Here is a 13544-nt window from a genome sequence, read left to right on the forward strand (position 1 = left end):
GGGCGCTATTCCCCCGCCGTCCCGCGCGGTGCGGGGCCAAGTCCCCGACCACCTTGCTAAAACGGGCCCAAACACATGAAGACCAATCTGATCGCTGGCGTTCTCGCCATGGCCGCCGTTGTTGTGGCCTCCAATATTCTCGTGCAGCACCTGCTGGGCGACTGGCTGACATGGGGCGCGCTGACCTACCCCATCGCCTTCCTCGTGACCGACACGATGAACCGGCTCTACGGCGCCGCCACCGCCCGCAAGGTGGTTGCCGCCGGTTTTGTCGTGGGTGTCGCCTGCTCGCTCGTCGGCTCGCAGATCCAGGGCGAATTCGGCCCGCTCGTTACCCTGCGCGTGGCGCTCGGCTCCGGCCTCGCTTTTCTTTCTGCCCAATTGTTGGACGTTGCGGTCTTTGACAAGATGCGCGCGCGGGCATGGTGGCAGGCGCCGCTGGCCTCCACCCTCGTCGGCTCCACGCTCGATACGGTGATCTTCTTCTCGCTCGCCTTCGCCGCCACCTTCAACGGCATCGAGCCGGGGAACGTGCCGGGATGGGCGCAGGAAGGCGTTCCGCTGCTTGGGCAGGGGCCCGTGGCGCCGCTCTGGGTCTCGCTCGCCGTGGCCGATTGGAGCGTCAAGCTGGCGCTGGCGGCCCTCGCCCTTATCCCCTTCCGCCTCATCACCGCCAGTTTCGCGCGCGCAGAAAAAGTTTGACAGGTGCGCACCTCCTGATTCACGCTGAACTTGCGTTTTTGAAACAGCTGAAAGGAGGTGATCCAGTGTCGAGAGCTACATTGGAGAGAGGTGTCGGGACAACAGCGGAGGTTCGCACGTAGGGCAAACCCTGCGGCGTGAATGTCGCTTTTGGCCGATGGTCTAACCGGACCTCGCCTCCAAAAAGTTCGTTAGGGCCGCTCCGGCATCCGGGGCGGCCCTTTTGATTGAGAGCAATACGAGGCTAGGTGTGGGATCATGCCAATACGGGTCAACGACCAGATCACCATTGAAGACTGGGAAATCACCGAAGTCTTCACCACCTCGCAGGGGCCGGGCGGGCAGAACGTCAACAAGGTGGCCACTGCCGTCGAGCTGCGCTTTGCCGCCGCCGCCTCGCCCAACCTGCCCCCGCCGGTGAAAAACCGCCTGCGCAGGCTTGCGGGCCGCCGCTGGACCGAGGCCGGCGAGTTGCTTCTGCTGGTGCAGGACACCCGGTCACAGGCGCAAAACCGTGAGCTGGCCCGCGAACGCCTCGCCGAGCTGATCCGCAAGGCCACCGAAAAGCCCAAACGCCGCATCCCCACCCGCCCCACGCTCGGCTCAAAAAAGCGGAGGCTCAAGGCCAAGAAAGTGCGCGGCGAGGTGAAGGCCATGCGCGGCAAGGTCGACCCTGACACCTGAACAATCCGTAGGGTGGGCAATCTGCCCACCACCCATGCTGCCCCGGCTGATGGGTGGGTGAAACCCACCGCCCCGTTACATCAGCGCCGACCAGAGCATCTTTAGCGAAGACAGGAACAGAAACGCCGCAAAGGCCAGTTTCAGCCGTGCCGGATCGAGGCTGTGCGCAATCTTCGAGCCCACCGGCGCGGTGAAGACCGAGGCCGAAAAGATCAGCACAGCCGCCGGGATTGAGACATAGCCCAGCGAATAGGGCGGCCGCAGATCAACCCCGATCCCTGACCAGACGAACCCAATCACCGCAGGCACCGCGATCACCAGCCCAAAGGCCGCCGCCGTGCCCACCGCCCGGTGCACCGGGAAGGAAAACGCCGTCAACGTCGGCACCGAAAGCGTGCCCCCGCCAATCCCCATCAGCGCCGAAAAGACCCCGATGAAGCCGGGCACCACACCCCGCGCCACCGGCCCTTGCGGCAGGTCATCGGCCAGCACGATCTTCTTTGGCAGCGCCATGTTGATGGCCACCAGCAGCGCGATCACCCCAAAAATCAGCGTGAGGCCCGAGGATGCAATCACCTTGGAGAGCAGCCCTCCGATCAACGCGCCAACAAAGATCAACGGCGCCCAGCTCTTCAGCAGAGCTGCATCAATCGCGCCCTTCTTGTGGTGGGAGCGGGCCGAGCTGATGCTTGTGGGGATGATCGTCGCCAGCGAGGTGGCCACCGCCACATGCATCGCCACCGCATCAGGCACACCGAGCCAATCGAACAGCCAGAACAGCACCGGCACAATCACAATGCCGCCGCCCACGCCCAACAGCCCGGCCAGCACCCCGGCCACGGCCCCCGTCGCCACAAGCCCCACGGCCAGCGCGATCAGCAGGCCCAGCGAATAGGTGTCGCTCAAACCACAACCTCCATCGCCTCTTGGGCCCCCACATCGAAGACCCGCTTGTAGCGCGCAATCTCCTCCGCAGGCCCCATCGCCTTCTTCGGGTTGTCCGAGAGCTTCACCGTCGGCTGCCCATTGGCCTCCACCGCCTTGCAGACAAGGGAGAACGGCGCCAGCGCGTCGCCCGGCGTGAGCCCCCGGAAATCATTGGTCAGCAGCGTGCCCCAGCCAAACGAAACCCGCACCCGCCCGCGGAACTGCGCCGAAAGCTCCTCGATCTTTTCCACGTCGAGCCCGTCGGAAAAGATCACCAGCTTCTTCGTCGGATCTTCTCCGCGCGACTTCCACCAGTTGATCGCCACCTCGGCCCCCGTGGCCGGGTCGCCCGAGTCGATCCGGATGCCCGTCCAGCCCGCCAGCCAGTCCGGCGCATTGGCCAGAAAGCCTTCGGTGCCGTAGGTGTCGGGCAGGATGATCCGCAGGTTACCGTCATGCTCCTCATGCCAGTCGCTCAGCACGTCATAGGGCGCGCGGGCCAGCGCGGCATCATCCTTGGCCAGCGCGGCATAGACCATGGGCAGCTCATGGGCGTTGGTGCCGATGGCCTCAAGGTCGCGGTTCTTGGCGATCAGGCAGTTGGAGGTGCCGGTAAACTTGTCGCCCAGCCCTTCCACCATCGCCCGCACGCACCAGTCCTGCCAAAGAAAGCTATGCCGCCGCCGCGTGCCAAAATCGGCCAGCCGCAGCCCTTCAACCTGGCGCAGCCGCTCGACCTTCTCCCAGAGCTTGGTCATCGCCCGGGCATAGAGCACCTGAAGCTCAAACCGCGCCATCTCGTTCAGCACCGCCCGCCCGCGCAGCTCCATCAGCACCGCCAGCGCCGGAATTTCCCACAGCATCACCTCGGGCCAGGAGCCTTCGAAGGTCAGCTCATATTGGTCGCCCACCCGCTCAAGGTGATAGGCAGGCAGCCGCAGGTTCTCGAACCATTCCATGAAGTCCGGCCGGAACATCTGCCGCTTGCCATAAAACGTGTTGCCCCGCAGCCAAGTGCTCTCGCCCCGCGTCAGCGAGAGCGAGCGGATATGGTCCAACTGCTCACGCAGCTCCCCCTCGTCGATCAGCTTGGCCAGCGGCACCGACTTGGTCCGGTTGATCAGCGAAAACGTCACCTGCGTGTCGGGCTTGTTGCGAAACACCGACTGGCACATCAGCAGCTTGTAGAAATCCGTGTCGATCAGCGACCGCACGATAGGGTCGATCTTCCACTTGTGGTTATAAACGCGGCTCGCGATGTCGACCATCTGGTCCTCCGGGGTGGTGCCGGGTGGTTATTTCAAGCGGGGCCGGGGGAGTCCAGCGGGGGGGCGGGTCAGGTGGCGTCTTTCAGGTTCACCCGCTTCGATAGCTGCTCGCGGGTTTCCACCCGTTCCGAGTAGCGATCGACGAGGTGATCCTTGATGTCGCGGGTCAGCAGGGTGAAGCGCACCAGCTCCTCCATCACATCGACCATACGGTTGTAGAACGGCGAGGGCTTCATTCGCCCGTCTTCAAACTCGTTCCAGGCGCGGGCCACCGAGCTTTGGTTGGGGATAGTCAGCAGCCGCATCCAGCGGCCCAGAATGCGCATCTGGTTCACCGAGTTGAAGCTCTGCGAGCCGCCCGAGACCTGCATCAGCGCCAGCGTCTTGCCCTGCGTCGGGCGCACCCCGCCGATGGGCGAAAGCGGGATCCAATCCACCTGATTTTTCAGGATGCCGGTCATCGCGCCGTGCCGTTCGGGTGATGACCAGACCATGCCTTCGCACCACATCACCATCTCGCGCAGTTCCGCCACCTTGGGGTGATCGGCGGGGGCGTCATCGGGCAGGGGCAGGCCGGAGGGGTTGTAGATGCGGGTCTCGCAGCCGAGCTTTTCCAGCACCCGCGCCGCCTCTTCCACCATCAGCCGCGAATAGGCCACCTCTCGCAGCGAGCCATAGAGCAGCAGGATCCGCGCCGGATGGGTGCTGTGCTGCTGCGGGAAGAGCTGCTCCGGGTCGGGCGCGCGAAAGCTCGCCTCGTCAAGCTGGGGGGTATCGGTCATTTGTTCTCCGTTCCGGGGCTTCGCATGGCGGGACAAGTCCCCTTGAGGGTCAATCCACCACCACGCCGGCGCCGCGCATCCCGTCCATCGCTGCCTTCAGTGAGCCGTCGAGATCAATCGCGCGGCAAAGGTCGGTGCGCACGGTCACGGTGAAGCCGAGCTTGGCAGCGTCGACGGCGGAGAAGTTCACGCAGTAATCGGTTGCCAGCCCCACCATGGTGAGCTTCTCGATCCCCCGCGTGCGCAGGTAGCCCTCCAGCCCGGTCGGCGTTTCGTGGTCGTTCTCGAAGAAGGCCGAATAGCTGTCGATCCGCGGGTTGTAGCCCTTGCGCACGATCAGATCGGCCCGGGTGGTATCAAGATCGGCATGAAACTCGGCCCCCGCGCTGCCCTGAATGCAGTGATCCGGCCAAAGCACCTGTGGGCCATACGGCATGTCGATCATCGAGAACGGCTCGGCCTCGGGGTGCCCCGACGCGAAAGACGAATGCCCCTCCGGGTGCCAATCCTGCGTCAGCACAACGGCGGGAAAATCATTCATCAGGTCGTTGATCCCCTGCACAATCGTGTCGCCCCCCTCCACGGCCAGCGCCCCGCCGGGGCAAAAGTCGTTTTGCACGTCAATGACGATAAGGGCGCTGTCGGGCATGGGCTGTTGTCTCCTTTGGTTGGCGCGAAAGGTAGCAGTGAGGATCAAAGCGTCAATCTCCGGGTTGATCTTGCCGCCTGCCGGGCCAGTTGGAGCCAGCGGGAGGACAGGACAGAAGGAAAGACACATGAAGAAAATCGGCGTGATCGTCGGCAGCCTGCGTGAAGGCTCGCTCAACCGCAAACTGGCCGAGGCCGTCGCCGGAATTGGCACAGACCTGATGGCCTTCTCCCCCATCGAAATCGGCGCATTGCCCCATTACAACGATGATCTCTGGTCCGACCCGCCCGCTGACGTCACCGCCTTCAAGGCCGAGATTGATGCGGTTGACGGCTTTCTCTTCGTGGTGCCCGAATACAACCGCAACATCCCCGGATTCGTCGCCAATGCACTGGATTGGGGCTCGCGGCCTTGGGGCAAAAGCACATGGGTCGGCAAGCCCGCCGCCGTGATGAGCGCTTCGCCCGGCGCAATCAGCGGCGCCGTTGCGGCACAGCACATGCGCATGCGCGGCGTGGCGCTGGGGATGCACGTGATGGGCTACCCCGAAGTGTACATGCGCACCGATGGCGAATTTTTCTCGGAGACTGGCGAGATTGCCAAGGAAGACACCCAGAAGTTCCTGCGTGACTGGGCCGAGAGCTTCGCCGCCTTCGCAGAGAAGTTCTAAGCCGCTCTTGGCATTGCCTGAGGGCGCGGCGAGCGCTATGCCGCGCCCCATGTTCACCGTCGCCGCGCTCTACAAGTTTGCCTCCTTCCCCGACTCTGCCGCGCTGCAGGGGCCGCTCAAGGCCCTCTGCGAGGCCGAAGGGCTCTGCGGATCGCTCCTGCTGGCGCCCGAGGGGATCAACGGCACCGTGGCCGGGCCTCGCGCCGGGATTGACGCGCTGATCGCGCATATCAAAGCCCTGCCGGGCTGCGCCGATCTGGAGTGGAAAGAAAGCAAGGCCGCCGAGCGCCCCTTCCGCCGGATGAAAGTGCGCCTCAAGCGCGAGATCGTCACGCTTGGCGTGGAGGGCGTGGACCCGACGGCCTCGGTCGGCACCTATGTTGCCCCCGCCGAATGGAACGCGCTGATCGAGGCGCCAGATGTGGCGGTGATCGACACGCGGAATGATTACGAGGTTGCCATCGGCACCTTCGAGGGCGCGGTAAACCCCGAAACCGCCAGCTTTGGCGAATTCCCGGCTTGGTGGGAGGCCAACAAGGATCGGTTTCACAACAAGCGGGTGGCGATGTTCTGCACTGGGGGCATCCGCTGCGAAAAATCGACCAACTACCTGAAATCACAGGGCGTTGACGAGGTTTATCACCTGCAGGGCGGCATCCTGAAGTATCTCGAAGAGGTGCCGGAGGAAGAAAGCCGCTGGGACGGCGAGTGCTACGTGTTCGACCAGCGCGTCTCTGTGGGCCATGGGTTAAAGCCGGGCGACTACCAGCTATGCCACGCCTGCGGACGGCCCGTTTCGCCCGAGGGGCGCGCCGCGCCGGACTATGAGGAAGGCGTGCAATGCCCGGCCTGCGTGGGCGAATATACCGAAGAGGACCGCGCCCGCTTTCGCGAACGGCAGCGCCAGCTTGCACTGGCCCGCACCCGCGCTAGCTCCGCCGAATGAACGAGTTGGATCTTCACACCCGCGCCGCGCTGCCCGACGCCCTCCGCGTCCTGCTGGCAGACTACCCGCGCGAAACCTGGGAGGCGCACCCGCATTTTGCCGGGCTGGTGGAGTTCTGGCTCGACCGGCACCTGATGTTCCGCCGCCTGCTGGACCTGCTGAATCAAGAAACCGAGAGCCTGCTCGATGGTGGCGACCCAGCCCGCTTCGGCTCGACCTTGCCACGCTACGGCGGGATGCTGCTGCAACAGCTCCACGGCCATCACCAGATCGAGGATGCGCATTACTTCCCAATCCTTGAGGCCAAGGCCCCCGAGATCGCCCGCGGTTTTCAGCTCATGGAGGCAGACCACCAGTTGCTCGATCCGGCACTGGCGGGCTTTGCCGATGCCGCCAACCTCACGCTCGGCAAACTGGCGGAGGGCGGGAATGCCAAGGATGCAGCCGCCCCCTTCGCCGCGTCGCTCGAAAGCCTGGGAGGCCTGCTCGACCGGCACCTGACCGACGAGGAAGAGCTGGTGGTGCCGGTGGTGCTCAAGCTCGGCCCCCAGACCATCGGCTAGGGGCCGCTCTTCGGGGGCTTCGCCCGCTCATCGCAGCCGCGAAGACGCCTCGAAGGGCGGATGAGCTCCCCGGCCTATCCGGCAAAGCGCTCCCGCGCCGCAATCGCACCCGCGCGCAGGATCGAGGCATCCAGCGTCACCGCGACAAACACAGCGCCGGCCTCCTCGGCTTCCTTCTGGAAGGTCGGGTCCAGCGTCAGGATGCCCGGCGCCTTGCCCGCCGCCTTGATCCGGCGGATGCCATCGAGGATGGCCGCCTTCACCTCCGGATGGGTCGGCTGGCCCGGGTAGCCCATCGACGCGGCAAAATCCGCCGGTCCGATGAAGATGCCGTCCACGCCATCCACCGCCGCAATCTCCTCGGCCTGCGCCATCGCCTCCACGGTCTCGATCTGCACCAGCAGGCAAATCTCCTGCTCGGCAGTCTGGATGTAATCCTTCACCGCGCCATAGCGGCTGGCTCGGGTTGTGCCGCCGACACCGCGCACGCCGCGTGGCGGGTAGCGCACATGGCGCACCGCCAGCTCGGCCTCCTCCACGCTCTGCACATAGGGAATGAGCAGGGTCTGCGCGCCTTGATCCAGCAAGCGCTTGATTTCGATCATGTCGTTCCAGCCGGGCCGCGCGATCGTGGTCACCGGGTAGCCCCCGGCGGCCTGCATCAGCGGCATCAGCCCCGGAATGGTCACGGGGGTGTGCTCGCTGTCGAGCAGGATCCAGTCATATCCCGTGCCCGCCAGCAGCTCCACCACGCCCGGATCGGGGATCGTGTTCCAGATCCCCACCTGCAACCGCCCCTCGGCGATCGCGGCCTTGAAGGCATTCTTCGGCATGTCCATGGCGCTCTCCCTCTCTCGCTCGGGCGCGACTATCTGCCATAAGCCGGAAGAAGCCAAGACGATGGACTTGCGAGACAAAATTGCCGACCCGGCGCCACATTCCCGCCCGGTCCGGCTGCTAAGCCGGTGGCCTGTTGATGAGGTCCCCCGATGCCTGACGAAAGCTTCTGGTCCTACCACGTGCCCTACCGCCTGTCGCGCCTGCGCCGTCGTGTCGTGGCGTTTTCGGCCCTGCCGCTGCTTGGGGCTGCGCTCTCCATCGCGCTCCACCCGGGCGATGGGCCGCTCGCCGACCCGGCCACGCTGATCGTCGTCATGGCACTCTGGACGGGCTTCATGGTCTGGCACCACGCGACCTTTCCTGGCGGATGGACCGAGGCACTGCCGATGGCGCTCATGTTCACCGGCCTGCTTGCCACCACCGGCGAAATGACACTTCACACCACTGGCCCGGCTTTGGCCAACCAGCAGGTGCAATGGCAGATCATCCGCCTGTTCCTTACCTTCGTCATGGGCACCTTCCTGCTCGTCTGGCTTCTGCCCACCGCACTCATGTCCTTGCCCACGCGCACCTACCGCACGCGCGGAAGCACCTGGGTTCCCGTCGCGCCCGAGGTGCTGGAGGAGGCGATGATCATGCGGCCCGGCGAAACCAAGGGCCACCACCGCTGTGGCCAGCCCGACGATGAGGGCTTCTTTCCGGTCTGGTTCACCGCCAACATCCCAGATTCAGAAACCTTCGAGCCCTGCGAGCGCGAGATGGGCTACAAGATGCGGGTGGTGGAGGCCGAAGATGGCGAGATTACCTGCCATGCTATTGTGCCCGAAAGCGGCGCCAGCTCGATGGCGCGGCAGCGCTTCATCCCTGAAGCGGGCGGCACCCGCTGCGAGATTGATGAGGTGCATGACAACTTCAACCCTTTCACCCGGCTGATGTTCTGGCTCGATGACGCCCACACCGATTATGTCACCTCCTTCGTCGACGAGATCGAAGGCCGCGAACCCCGCGCCATCAAGCAGCAGGTGCAGGACATCATGCTGTCGCGCCTCGCAGGCTGGATGGTGAAGAACGATCTGGCCGGGCCCAACGCGGGCGGAAAGCCCTAGGCCGCACGGGCGGCAAACCCGCGCTCCAGCGCAATCAGCCGCTCCTTGCGCCAAAGCCCGCCGCCATAGCCGGTGAGGTTGCCATCCGCCCCGATCACCCGGTGGCAGGGGATCACCAGTGCAATCTGGTTGGCGCCGTTGGCCCGCGCCACCGCTCGCACCGCTTGCGGCTTGCCAATGGCCTGCGCCACTTCGCTATAGCTGCGCGTCTCGCCTGCCGGTATCTCCTGTAATGCGGCCCAAACGGCGCGCGTGAACTCCGAGCCATGCAGCGCCAGCGGCGTGCCAAAGCGTGCGCTCTCCCCGGCAAAGAACCGGCCCAGCTCGGCGGCAACCTGATCGGTCGGCGCGGGCCGCCCAAAGCCCAGCGAGCCCTTCACCGCCGCATGAAGCCTTTGCAACTCGCGCGGCAGAGCCTTGCGGCCCACGAATTCCAACAGATGCAGCGCCCGGGCATCGCTGACAGCCACCATCGGGCCAAGGGCCGTGTCGATCCAGTCGGCCATCAGCAGCGGGCGCTTTTCAAAAGCACCCGGCGCAATGCCCAGCATGCGCCCGAAGGCCGAGCGGAAGGCCGAGGCGCTTTCAAACCCCGCATCAAGCTGCGCCTCGATCACCTTGCCGCCCTCTCCCAGCACCTCCAGCCCTGCGAGCAGCCGCCGCTGCCGCGCCATCTCCAGAAAGGTGGCGCCGAAGGCCCGCTTGAAGGCGCGGCGCACGGTAGAAGGGTCATACCCCTCCGCCGCCACATCCGCCTCGCTCCAGCGCCGCGCCGGATCGGCGGCCAAGGCCTCCAGCAGCGCGGTGACTGTGGAATCATCGGTGAGCGCGTCGAGCGGCTTGCACCGCTTGCAGGCCCGAAAGCCCGCCTCGATGCAGGCCTGCGCCGTTTCCCTGAATTCGCAATTCTCCCGCAGCGGCTTGCGCGCCGGGCAGGTCAGCCGGCAGAAAATCCCGGTTGAGCGCACGCACACCAGCGCCCGCCCCTCATAGCTGGCATCCCGCGCCATCAGCGCGGCATAGAGCGTGTCATCATCTGGCAATCGAAACAGCATGGCCCCAGCCTAGCCCGCCGCCCTGCCCCGCGCAGCCGGAAATCGGGCGCCTATTTTCGCCCTGCGGCAAAGCGGCACCCCGACTCGACGCGCTTCGCCTTGGTGCTACCTCCTGCGCAACCTGAAACAGCCAATGCCGAGATCCATGTTCGAAGCCTTTGATGCCGTTTTCCTCGCCCGCCTGCAGTTTGCCTTCACGGTTTCATTCCACTTCCTGTTCCCAGCCTTCACCATCGGGCTGGCCTCCTACCTCGCCGTGCTCAACGCGCTTTGGCTCTGGACCAAGGAAGAACGCTTCCTTGCGCTGTTTCGCTACTGGGTGAAGATCTTCGCGCTGGCCTTCGCCATGGGCGTCGTCTCCGGCATCGTGATGTCTTACCAGTTCGGCACCAACTGGTCGGTTTTCTCCGACAAGGCCGGCCCGGTGATCGGTGCGCCGATGGCCTACGAGGTGCTCTCGGCCTTCTTCCTTGAAGCGGGCTTCCTCGGGATCATGCTCTTCGGGCGGGATCGTGTGGGGCCGGGGCTGCACATGGCCGCCACCGCAATGGTCGCCGTGGGCACCTTCATCTCGGCCTTCTGGATCCTCTCAGTGAACTCGTGGATGCACACCCCCGCGGGCTTTGAGATTGACCCGGAAACAGGCCAATTCCTGCCCACCGATTTCTGGCAGGTCATCTTCAACCCCTCCTTCCCCTACCGGCTGGCTCATACCGTCACCGCCGCCTACCTCACCACCGCTTTCATCGTCGGCGGCGTCGGCGCGTGGCACCTGCTGCGCCACCGCCGCAGGGGCGAAATCTCGACCCCCGCCAACCGCACCATGTTCTCCATGGCGATGTGGATGGCCGCGATCGTCGCCCCGGTGCAGATTTTCCTCGGAGACCTGCACGGGCTGAACACGCTGGAGCACCAGCCGGTGAAAGTCATGGCGATGGAGGGCCACTATGAAAGCCACCCCGACGGCGCGCCGCTCTACCTCTTCGGGGTGCCCAATGACGAGACGCAAACGCTCGACTACGCGGTGGGCATCCCCAAACTGTCGTCGCTGATCCTCAAGCACGATCTGAACGCCCCGCTCGACGGGTTGGATACCGTGCCGGATGAAGATCAGCCGCCGGTGGCCATTGTCTTCTGGGCCTTCCGCATCATGGTGGCCATTGGCTTTGCCATGCTCGGCCTTGGCCTCTGGTCGCTCTTCGCGCGCGCCCGTGGCCGCCTGTTCGACTGGCCCATGCTGCACCGCGCCGCCGTGCTGCTCGGCCCCTCCGGCCTTGTCGCCGTGCTCGCGGGCTGGGTCACCACCGAGGTCGGCCGCCAGCCCTTCACGGTGTATGGCCTGCTGCGCACCGCTGACAGCGCCGCCCCGCTCGATGCGCCCGCCGTGGGGGCCTCTCTGCTGGCCTTCTTCGTGGTCTACATGGCCGTCTTCGGCGCAGGCACATGGTATATCCTGCGCCTCATGAGCCACCCGCCCGCCACCGGCGAGCCTCGCCTCAAGGATGTGGCCACCGGCCCCGTCCGCGCGGCGGGGCGCTCCCCTGTTTCCGACGCCCCGAAGGAGGAATGACCCATGCCCCTTGCTGAAGGTATTTCCTTTGATCTCACCGTCATCTGGGCCTTCATCATCGCCTTCGCGGTGCTGGTCTACGTTGTGCTCGACGGGTTCGACCTTGGGCTCGGCATGCTCTTTGCGCTCGAACCCCGCCGCAAGGATCGGGACGTGATGATGAACACCGTCGCCCCTGTCTGGGATGGCAATGAAACATGGCTGGTGATGGGCGGCGGCGGCCTCTTCGCGGCCTTCCCGCTGGCCTACGCGCTGATCCTTCCCGCGGTCTACGCCCCGCTTATCGCCATGCTTCTGGCGTTGGTCTTTCGCGGTGTTGCCTTCGAGTTTCGCTGGCGCACCGAGCGCTGGAAACCGCTGTGGGATGCCGCCTTCATCGGCGGTTCGGGCCTTGCCGCGCTGACCCAGGGCATCACCCTCGGCGCGATCCTGCAAGGCATCGAGATCGACAAAGCCGCCCGCGTCTACGCCGGTGGCTGGTGGGATTGGCTCACCCCCTTCACGCTCGCCGTCGGCGTTGCGGTAATGGTCGGCTACATGCTGCTGGGTGCCTGCTGGCTGGTACTAAAAACCACCGGCGAGCTGCAAAACCGGATGCGCCGCTGGGCGCTGCTTTTCGCCCCGCTCACCGTTGGCTTCATCGCATTGGTCAGCCTGTGGACGCCCTTCCTGCAAGAGGGCTACTACGCCCGCTGGTTCACCGGATGGGGATGGGGGCTTGCTGCCGTTGTCGGCGCGTTCACCGCCGCCGCCTTCGTCTTTCTGATGATCCGGCTGCGCATGGCCTCTGCCGAGCTTTCACCCTTCATCCTTGCGCTTGTGCTCTTCACGCTCTGCTTTGGCGGCCTTGGCGTGTCGATGTTCCCCTACATCGTGCCCACCGAGGTGACGATCTGGGAGGCCGCCGCGCCGGAAAACTCGCAAATCTTCATGCTCATCGGCGCGGGCATCCTGATCCCGGTGATCCTCGCCTACACCGCCTTCGCCTATTGGGTCTTCCGCGGCAAGATCGACGCGGATTCGGGCTACCACTGATGCGCCGCGTAGCTTGGTTCATCGCGCTTTATGGCGGCTCGCTGCTGGTACTCGGCCTCGTGGCCCTTGCCATCCGGGCCGCGCTCGGTCTCTGATCGGGGGCATGAAAACGCCGCCCGGCACCCGCGCCGACTATTTTGCCCATGCCAGTCACGACACCCGCTGGAAGGACATGGACCCTTACGGCCACCTCAACAACGTGGCCTATTACGAGCTGTTCGATACGGCCGTGAACGCCTGGCTCATCCACGCCGGCCTGCTCGACCATCTGAATGGCGACCAGATCGGCGTGATGGTCGAAAGCGGCTGCCGCTTCCACGCCGAAATCCGCTTTCCTGATCCGGTCACCTCTGCCTTTCGCGTCGCCCACATCGGCACCTCCTCCGTGCGCTACGAAATCGCCCTTTTCCCCGGCGACAGCGATATTGCCGCCGCCGAAGGCTTCTTCACCCACGTCTACGTTGACGCGGCCACCCGCCGCCCCAAACCGCTGCCAGACAGCCTGCGCAACGCCCTCACCGCGCTACGCCCCGCGCAGATGTGAGGCGCGGGCCGAAACCCTGACGACCGCGACGCCTCCACCGAGGCCCTGCTCGCCGTTCTGACCAGATAAAAAGCAACGCACGACCCGTAGGGTGGGCAATCTGCCCACCATCCCTACCGGTCGTGCATCCCCCGCCCATCCAAGATCAACGGCGAAGCCTTCTCGACCCGCCGCTCCCGCGTCGCCCCCCAAAATGTCAGCAA

The 13544-nt window shown here is 65.1% G+C and carries 16 protein-coding genes; 10 read left to right on the forward strand and 6 right to left on the reverse strand.

Going from position 1 to position 13544, the window contains the following annotated elements; translation table 11 throughout:
• Positions 1-75: 75 nt before the first annotated feature.
• Both FHY55_RS18600 and arfB read left to right on the forward strand, forming a co-directional pair.
• Positions 76-702, forward strand: coding sequence for a queuosine precursor transporter (locus FHY55_RS18600; protein WP_140015612.1), 627 nt, complete (start codon positions 76-78; stop codon positions 700-702).
• Positions 703-960: 258 nt separating this feature from the next.
• Entirely contained in the window at positions 961-1386 is a 426-nt protein-coding gene (gene arfB / locus FHY55_RS18605; protein WP_140015613.1) for an alternative ribosome rescue aminoacyl-tRNA hydrolase ArfB, read from the forward strand.
• A 75-nt stretch (positions 1387-1461) separates the two neighbouring features.
• On the opposite strand, the gene FHY55_RS18610 is transcribed toward arfB, so the two are convergent.
• The 4 genes from FHY55_RS18610 to pncA all read right to left on the reverse strand — a co-directional run bounded on the left by FHY55_RS18610 (position 1462) and on the right by pncA (position 5012).
• Entirely contained in the window at positions 1462-2292 is an 831-nt protein-coding gene (locus tag FHY55_RS18610; protein ID WP_210410511.1) for a sulfite exporter TauE/SafE family protein, read from the reverse strand.
• Entirely contained in the window at positions 2289-3581 is a 1293-nt protein-coding gene (pncB, locus tag FHY55_RS18615; RefSeq protein WP_140015614.1) for a nicotinate phosphoribosyltransferase, read from the reverse strand. Before pncB ends, FHY55_RS18610 begins: the two co-directional genes overlap by 4 nt.
• 68 nt (positions 3582-3649) lie before the next feature.
• A complete protein-coding gene (gene arsH / locus FHY55_RS18620) occupies positions 3650-4363 on the reverse strand; it encodes an arsenical resistance protein ArsH (RefSeq protein WP_140015615.1) in 714 nt (237 codons plus the stop codon).
• 49 nt (positions 4364-4412) lie between these two features.
• Positions 4413-5012 carry a bifunctional nicotinamidase/pyrazinamidase gene (pncA, locus tag FHY55_RS18625; RefSeq protein WP_140015616.1) on the reverse strand — a complete coding sequence of 200 codons (600 nt, stop codon included), beginning with the start codon at positions 5010-5012 and terminating at the stop codon, positions 4413-4415.
• Positions 5013-5139: 127 nt separating this feature from the next.
• On the opposite strand from pncA, the gene FHY55_RS18630 reads away from it, so the two are divergent.
• The 3 genes from FHY55_RS18630 to FHY55_RS18640 are packed head-to-tail and all read left to right on the forward strand — an operon-like array spanning position 5140 to position 7191.
• Entirely contained in the window at positions 5140-5682 is a 543-nt protein-coding gene (locus FHY55_RS18630) for an NADPH-dependent FMN reductase (protein ID WP_168223059.1), read from the forward strand.
• Between the two features lie 49 nt (positions 5683-5731).
• Entirely contained in the window at positions 5732-6628 is an 897-nt protein-coding gene (locus tag FHY55_RS18635) for a rhodanese-related sulfurtransferase (RefSeq protein WP_140015618.1), read from the forward strand.
• Complete coding sequence (locus FHY55_RS18640) at positions 6625-7191, forward strand: hemerythrin domain-containing protein (protein ID WP_140015619.1); 567 nt, start codon at positions 6625-6627, stop codon at positions 7189-7191. Before FHY55_RS18635 ends, FHY55_RS18640 begins: the two co-directional genes overlap by 4 nt.
• A gap of 74 nt (positions 7192-7265) precedes the next feature.
• Here FHY55_RS18640 and FHY55_RS18645 read toward each other — a convergent pair whose 3' ends face one another.
• Complete coding sequence (locus tag FHY55_RS18645) at positions 7266-8030, reverse strand: HpcH/HpaI aldolase/citrate lyase family protein (RefSeq protein ID WP_140015620.1); 765 nt, start codon at positions 8028-8030, stop codon at positions 7266-7268.
• Positions 8031-8180: 150 nt separating this feature from the next.
• On the opposite strand from FHY55_RS18645, the gene FHY55_RS18650 reads away from it, so the two are divergent.
• Positions 8181-9137, forward strand: coding sequence for a hypothetical protein (locus FHY55_RS18650; protein ID WP_140015621.1), 957 nt, complete (start codon positions 8181-8183; stop codon positions 9135-9137).
• Here the strand turns inward: FHY55_RS18650 and FHY55_RS18655 are convergent.
• The gene (locus tag FHY55_RS18655; protein WP_140015622.1) at positions 9134-10192 is read right to left on the reverse strand and encodes a bifunctional transcriptional activator/DNA repair enzyme AdaA; all 1059 of its coding nucleotides are present in this window, start codon (positions 10190-10192) and stop codon (positions 9134-9136) included. The two genes, FHY55_RS18650 and FHY55_RS18655, sit on opposite strands and share 4 nt — an antisense overlap.
• A 145-nt stretch (positions 10193-10337) precedes the next feature.
• Here FHY55_RS18655 and FHY55_RS18660 point away from each other — a divergent pair, with 145 nt between their 5' ends.
• From FHY55_RS18660 to FHY55_RS18675, 4 genes are read left to right on the forward strand one after another with little or no spacing between them, the layout of a single operon-like run.
• Complete coding sequence (locus tag FHY55_RS18660; protein ID WP_140015623.1) at positions 10338-11762, forward strand: cytochrome ubiquinol oxidase subunit I; 1425 nt, start codon at positions 10338-10340, stop codon at positions 11760-11762.
• Positions 11763-11765: 3 nt separating this feature from the next.
• Positions 11766-12797 carry a cytochrome d ubiquinol oxidase subunit II gene (gene cydB / locus FHY55_RS18665; protein ID WP_140015624.1) on the forward strand — a complete coding sequence of 344 codons (1032 nt, stop codon included), beginning with the start codon at positions 11766-11768 and terminating at the stop codon, positions 12795-12797.
• Positions 12797-12892, forward strand: a complete 96-nt coding sequence (locus FHY55_RS18670; protein WP_140015625.1) for a DUF2474 domain-containing protein — start codon at positions 12797-12799, stop codon at positions 12890-12892. The genes cydB and FHY55_RS18670 overlap by 1 nt, the downstream gene beginning before the upstream one ends.
• 8 nt (positions 12893-12900) lie before the next feature.
• Positions 12901-13341: a thioesterase family protein gene (locus tag FHY55_RS18675; protein WP_140015626.1), complete on the forward strand. Its 441-nt coding sequence runs from the start codon at positions 12901-12903 to the stop codon at positions 13339-13341.
• Positions 13342-13544 lie beyond the last annotated feature (203 nt).

Source organism: Oceanicola sp. D3, assembly GCF_006351965.1.
Classification (GTDB): Bacteria; Pseudomonadota; Alphaproteobacteria; order Rhodobacterales; family Rhodobacteraceae; genus Vannielia.

Excerpts from the sequence above, each read along its gene's own strand:
- arfB (WP_140015613.1), top strand. The coding sequence starts at position 961 with ATGCCAATACGGGTCAACGACCAGATCACCATTGAAGACTGGGAAATC.
- FHY55_RS18600 (WP_140015612.1), top strand. The coding sequence starts at position 76 with ATGAAGACCAATCTGATCGCTGGCGTTCTCGCCATGGCCGCCGTTGTT.
- FHY55_RS18640 (WP_140015619.1), top strand. The coding sequence starts at position 6,625 with ATGAACGAGTTGGATCTTCACACCCGCGCCGCGCTGCCCGACGCCCTC.
- pncA (WP_140015616.1), bottom strand. The coding sequence starts at position 5,012 with ATGCCCGACAGCGCCCTTATCGTCATTGACGTGCAAAACGACTTTTGC.
- FHY55_RS18655 (WP_140015622.1), bottom strand. The coding sequence starts at position 10,192 with ATGCTGTTTCGATTGCCAGATGATGACACGCTCTATGCCGCGCTGATG.
- FHY55_RS18635 (WP_140015618.1), top strand. The coding sequence starts at position 5,732 with ATGTTCACCGTCGCCGCGCTCTACAAGTTTGCCTCCTTCCCCGACTCT.
- FHY55_RS18670 (WP_140015625.1), top strand. The coding sequence starts at position 12,797 with ATGCGCCGCGTAGCTTGGTTCATCGCGCTTTATGGCGGCTCGCTGCTG.
- FHY55_RS18645 (WP_140015620.1), bottom strand. The coding sequence starts at position 8,030 with ATGGACATGCCGAAGAATGCCTTCAAGGCCGCGATCGCCGAGGGGCGG.
- pncB (WP_140015614.1), bottom strand. The coding sequence starts at position 3,581 with ATGGTCGACATCGCGAGCCGCGTTTATAACCACAAGTGGAAGATCGAC.
- cydB (WP_140015624.1), top strand. The coding sequence starts at position 11,766 with ATGCCCCTTGCTGAAGGTATTTCCTTTGATCTCACCGTCATCTGGGCC.
- FHY55_RS18675 (WP_140015626.1), top strand. The coding sequence starts at position 12,901 with ATGAAAACGCCGCCCGGCACCCGCGCCGACTATTTTGCCCATGCCAGT.
- FHY55_RS18650 (WP_140015621.1), top strand. The coding sequence starts at position 8,181 with ATGCCTGACGAAAGCTTCTGGTCCTACCACGTGCCCTACCGCCTGTCG.
- FHY55_RS18660 (WP_140015623.1), top strand. The coding sequence starts at position 10,338 with ATGTTCGAAGCCTTTGATGCCGTTTTCCTCGCCCGCCTGCAGTTTGCC.
- FHY55_RS18630 (WP_168223059.1), top strand. The coding sequence starts at position 5,140 with ATGAAGAAAATCGGCGTGATCGTCGGCAGCCTGCGTGAAGGCTCGCTC.
- arsH (WP_140015615.1), bottom strand. The coding sequence starts at position 4,363 with ATGACCGATACCCCCCAGCTTGACGAGGCGAGCTTTCGCGCGCCCGAC.